We start from the raw sequence: 4,474 nt of genomic DNA, 5'->3' as shown, positions 1-4,474 counted from the left end.
AACCCCGCCGATTGTATGGCGGGGTTATGTTGGTTGTGTTTTATTCGGCGGCGTCTTCGTATTCTGACATTGGTGGGCATGTGCAGATGAGGTTTCGGTCTCCGTATGCGTTGTCGACGCGGTTGACGGGGGACCAGTATTTGTCGACGCCCATCGAGCCCGGCGGGAAGCAGGCCTGTTCGCGGGTGTAGGGTCGGTCCCAGTCGCCGACGAGGTCGCGCACCGTGTGGGGGGCGTTTTTCAGCGGGTTGTTTTCCGCATCAATCCTGCCGTCGATGATGTCCTGCGCTTCCGAGCGGATCGAGAGCATGGCCTCGCAGAAGCGGTCGAGCTCGGCCATGGGTTCGGATTCCGTGGGCTCGACCATCAGGGTTCCGGCCACCGGCCAGGACATGGTCGGCGCGTGGAAGCCGCTATCGACCAGACGTTTGGCGATGTCATCAACGCTGACATGGGCCGCCTCGTCCAGCGGACGGGTGTCGAGGATGCATTCATGCGCCACCCGACCCGTTTCCGAGGTGTAAAGGATCGGATAGGCCTCGCTCAGACGCGCCGCGATGTAGTTGGCGTTCAGGATCGCAACTTTCGTGGCCTGCGTCAGACCCGCGCCGCCCATCAGCAGCACATAGGCCCAGCTGACCGGCAGGATCGAGGGCGAGCCAAAGGGTGCCGCCGAGACCGGACCCACGGCGGTGCCGTATTCCGGGTGGCCGGGCAGATGTTCTGTCAGATGCGCCTTGACGCCGATCGGACCCATGCCGGGGCCGCCGCCGCCATGCGGGATGCAGAAGGTCTTGTGCAGGTTCAGGTGGCTGACATCGCCGCCAATGTCACCGGGACGCGACAGACCCACCATGGCGTTCATGTTCGCCCCGTCGATATAGACCTGACCGCCGTGGTCATGGGTGATCTGGCAGACCTCCTGCACGGTGGTCTCGAACACGCCATGGGTGGACGGATAGGTGATCATGCAAGCAGCCAGATGATCGGAATGCTTCTCGGCCTTGGCGCGGAAGTCATTCAGATCGATATTGCCCTTGTCATCCGCCTGCACCGGCACCACCTGCCAGCCCACCATCTGGGCCGAGGCCGGGTTGGTGCCATGCGCCGAGGTTGGGATCAGACAGACATTGCGGTGCCCTTCGCCGCGGGCGAAGTGATAGTTGCGGATGGTCAGCAGGCCCGCATATTCGCCCTGCGCGCCCGAGTTGGGCTGTTGGGAGATCGCGTCATAACCGGTGATCTGGCACAGCTTGTCGTTCAGATCGGCAATCATCTCGTGATAGCCCTGCGCCTGATCTTCCGGGCAGAACGGGTGCAGATTGCCGAACTCGGGCCAGGTGACCGGGATCATCTCGATCGTCGCGTTCAGCTTCATGGTGCAGGACCCCAGCGGGATCATCGCCCGGTCCAGCGCCAGGTCGCGGTCGGCCAGACGGCGCATATAGCGCGTGATCTCGGCCTCGGCCCGGTTCTGATGGAAGATCGGGTGGGTCAGATAGGCGCTTTCGCGCAGCGCGTAATCCGGCAGGCGGTACTGCTTGTTCGAGCTGTCATCCTTGCGGTCGATGCCAAAGGCGCCCCAGACCGCCTCGATGGTCTCAGGCCGGGTCTGTTCGTCCAGGCTGATGCCCACTTTCGTCTCACCCACCTTGCGCAGGTTCACACCGCGCGCCACGGCGGCTTCCATCACCACGGTCTGCAGATGGCCGACCTCAACCGTGATGGTGTCAAAGAATACTTCCGGCTCGACCGAGAAGCCCGCCTCTTCCAGACCAGCCGCCATGCGCGAGGTCTTGCGGTGCACCGATTGCGCGATGGCCTTGATGCCATCGGGGCCGTGATAGACCGCATACATCGAGGCAATGACGGCCAGCAGCGCCTGCGCGGTGCAGACATTCGAGTTCGCCTTCTCGCGGCGGATATGCTGTTCCCGGGTCTGCAGCGCCAGGCGATAGGCCTTGTTGCCACGGCTGTCGATCGACACACCGATGATCCTGCCGGGCATCGCCCGCTTCAGCTTGTCGGTGGTCGCCATATAGGCCGCGTGCGGGCCGCCATAGCCCATCGGCACGCCAAAGCGCTGGGTCGAGCCGATGGCAATATCCGCGCCCATCTCGCCCGGTGACTTCAGCAGCGCCAGCGACAGGATGTCGGCGGCGACGATGGCAATCGCCTTGTGCTCATGCAGCGCCGCAATCTCGTTGGTGAAGTCGCGCACGTGACCGTGGGTGCCCGGGTACTGGAAGATCGCGCCAAAGACCGCGCCCGCATCGAGGCTGTCCGGATCGGCCACCTGCACGTCAATGCCCAGAGGCTCGGCGCGGGTTTTAATCACCGCAATGGTCTGCGGGTGGCAGTTCTTGTCGACGAAGAAGGCCGCATTGTTGGCTTTCGACCGGCCACCGCGCTTGGCCATCGCCATGGCTTCGGCTGCGGCTGTGGCTTCGTCCAGCAGCGAGGCGTTGGCAACATCGAGCCCGGTCAGGTCGCTGACCATGGTCTGGAAGTTCAGCAGCGCCTCAAGCCGGCCCTGGCTGATCTCGGGCTGATAGGGCGTGTAGGCCGTATACCAGGCCGGGTTTTCCAGAATGTTGCGCAGGATCGGCGCAGGCGTGGTGGTGCCATAGTATCCCTGCCCGATCAGCGAGGTCAGAACCTTGTTCTTGCTCGCCACCTCTTTCATGTGAAAGAGCGCATCGCGCTCGGTCATCGCCGGACCCCAGTCCAGCGGCTCTTTCTGCCGGATCGCGGGCGGGACGGTGGCATCAATCAGCGCGTCCAGCGTCTTGAAGCCAATCACCTTGAGCATGTCGCGCATCTCGGTCGGGCTGGGCCCGATATGGCGGCGGTTGGCGAAGTCATAGGCTTCGTAATCGGTCAGTTTGAAGGCCATCATTGCGCTCCTCAAGGATAGGTCAGGTCCGGCGGAGACGGCAGGAGCCTCCGGCGGAAGTATTTGGAAAAAGATGAAGCTGGGGAGCCCCAATATCAGGGCTCCGGCAGTGTCAGCCGATGAAGGCCTTGTAGCCCGCCTCGTCCATCAGATCTTCGAGCTGCGAGGCGTCCGCGATCTTGATCTTGTAGATCCAGGCCTCGCCCTCGGGGTCTTCGTTCAGCGCGCCGGGATTGTCGGCCAGCGCCTCGTTCACTTCCGTAATCTCGCCATCGACCGGCGCATAAAGCTCGGACGCGGCCTTGACGGATTCGATCACGCCGATCTCGCCATCCTTCTCGAACTCGTCGCCGACCTCTTGCTGTTCGACAAACACCACGTCGCCCAGCTGTTCGGCCGCATGCGCGGTGATGCCCAGCGTGGCGATGTCGCCCTCAACAGTCAGCCATTCGTGCTCTTCGGAATAATAGGTTGCCATGTCTCTCTCTCCTGACTTCAACGCTTGTAATTCTGGGTGACAAAGGGCAGCGCCACAATCTGTGCCGGTTGCGGCTTGCCCCGGATGATCAGGTTCACCACCTCGCCCGGTTCGCCATGGCCCTTGCTCACATAGCCCATCGCCACCGGACCACCCACCGTGGGGCCAAACACGCCCGAGGTGATCTGACCGATCGTGTTGCCTTCTGCGCATTGGATTTCCACGCCCTGACGCGCGGGCGCGCGACCCTCGGGCTTGATGCCCACCAGCTTTTTGGCGGGACCCTCGGCCAGTTCCTTCTGCACACGCTCGGCGCCGGGGAAACCGCCCTCTTCCTTGCGGCGCTTCTGCATCGCCCAGCCTAAGGATGCCTCGACCGGCGAGGTGCTCTGGTCAATGTCATTGCCATAAAGGCACAGACCCGCCTCAAGCCGCAGGCTGTCGCGCGCGCCCAGACCGGCGGCTTCACAATCCTCATGCGCCAGAAACGCCTTGGTGATCTCGATCGCCTTGTCCTCGGGGATCGAGATCTCGTAGCCATCCTCGCCCGTGTACCCCAACCGCGAGATGCGGCATTCGACACCCATGATATCCGCCACCGTGGTTTCCATGAACTTCAGGTCGCGGGCCGCAGGGCACAACGCGCCCACCACGTCCTCGGCCTTTGGCCCCTGCACCGCCACCAGCGCACGGTCGAAGATCTCGATCACTTCGACGCCCTCAAGGTTCGCTTTCATATGCGGGATGTCCTGATGCCGCAACGCCGCGTTCACCACCACAAAATAATGATCGCCCGCGTTCGACACGATCAGATCATCCATGATCCCGCCTTCGGCATTGGTGAAAAACCCGTACCGCGCCTTGCCTTCCTTCAGCGTCGCATAGGCCTGCGGGCAAAGCGCTTCCAGCTTCTCCCCCACATTCTCACCGCGCAAAATCACCTGACCCATATGAGACACATCAAACACAGCCGCCTTCTCACGACACTGCTTATGCTCTCCCATTATCCCCAACGGATACTGAACAGGCATCTCCCAACCCGCAAAATCAACCAACTTACCCCCCAACTCAACGTGTAGCGCATAAAGAGGAGTGCGTTT

General features: G+C 62.4%; 3 protein-coding genes. All 3 read right to left on the bottom strand.

The window, feature by feature from the left end:
- Positions 1-40 precede the first annotated feature (40 nt).
- A complete protein-coding gene (gene gcvP, locus ACR0JA_RS23580; protein WP_480580382.1) occupies positions 41-2,896 on the bottom strand; it encodes an aminomethyl-transferring glycine dehydrogenase in 2,856 nt (951 codons plus the stop codon).
- A 112-nt stretch (positions 2,897-3,008) separates the two neighbouring features.
- Positions 3,009-3,374, bottom strand: a complete 366-nt coding sequence (gene gcvH / locus ACR0JA_RS23575) for a glycine cleavage system protein GcvH (protein ID WP_480580379.1) — start codon at positions 3,372-3,374, stop codon at positions 3,009-3,011.
- A 17-nt stretch (positions 3,375-3,391) separates the two neighbouring features.
- Positions 3,392-4,474, bottom strand: a 1,083-nt coding sequence (gene gcvT / locus ACR0JA_RS23570; RefSeq protein WP_480580377.1) for a glycine cleavage system aminomethyltransferase GcvT, incomplete at its 5' end; no start/stop codon positions are given.

Source organism: Ruegeria sp. AM4 (assembly GCF_056540665.1).
This window is presented reverse-complemented; position numbering and strand designations above follow the sequence as displayed.